The organism is Streptomyces sp. P17 (assembly GCF_032436805.1).
In the GTDB taxonomy this organism is placed as follows: Bacteria; Actinomycetota; Actinomycetes; order Streptomycetales; family Streptomycetaceae; genus Streptomyces.
The window spans coordinates 1-657 of record NZ_JAVRBF010000244.1 but is presented as its reverse complement, the minus strand read 5'-3'; the positions used below and the strand labels follow the sequence as shown (position 1 = coordinate 657).

General features: G+C 48.2%; 1 protein-coding gene. It reads left to right on the top strand.

Going from position 1 to position 657, the window contains the following annotated elements; genetic code table 11:
* On the top strand, window positions 1–657 hold a 657-nt coding region (locus tag RMT89_RS40645; RefSeq protein ID WP_315888777.1), incomplete at both ends, for a hypothetical protein.

The following is a 657-nucleotide window of genomic DNA, read 5'->3' as shown; positions in this document are numbered from 1 at the left end:
CCAACTTTTACAAAGACATGGCGAACTTTGAAAAAGGGGAATACCATTATCGTCGTGCACAAGAGTTAGCCCCCGACTATGTAGCAGCTTACTCCAACCAGCTTCTTTCAATGCACTACGATCCTGCAGCAACTGTTCAGGGTATCCTAGAACTGGCCAGAGCCTGGCAATCTCGCTTCGGGCCCACTAATAACCGTATTTTTCCCATTCCCAGAGTACATGAAGTGGATCACAGCCGCCCCATTCGTGTTGGGTTAGTTTCATCCAATTTCCATATTCATCCTGTGGGATGGATGGTCTCCAGCGGATTGGCAGCCCTACCGGCCGACATCGAACTTTATGCCTATAGCGATAGTGATAGGCAAGACTTCATTAATCAACATATTCGCCAATGTGTGACCCGTTGGGTGACGACTTATCATCTGGACGATCAGCAACTAGCCGAACGTATACGAGACGATAGGATCGATATTCTGATCGACCTGGCAGGACACGGTAGCGGAAGCCGTATTCGTACTATGGCTATGCGCCCAGCATCTCTTATCGTTAAGTGGGTGGGTGTACAAGTTAGCAGTATGGGTATTCCCGCTTTCGATTACTTCCTTAGCGACCACATTGAGACACCAGCGGGAGTGGATAAGGACTATTTTGAAAAAC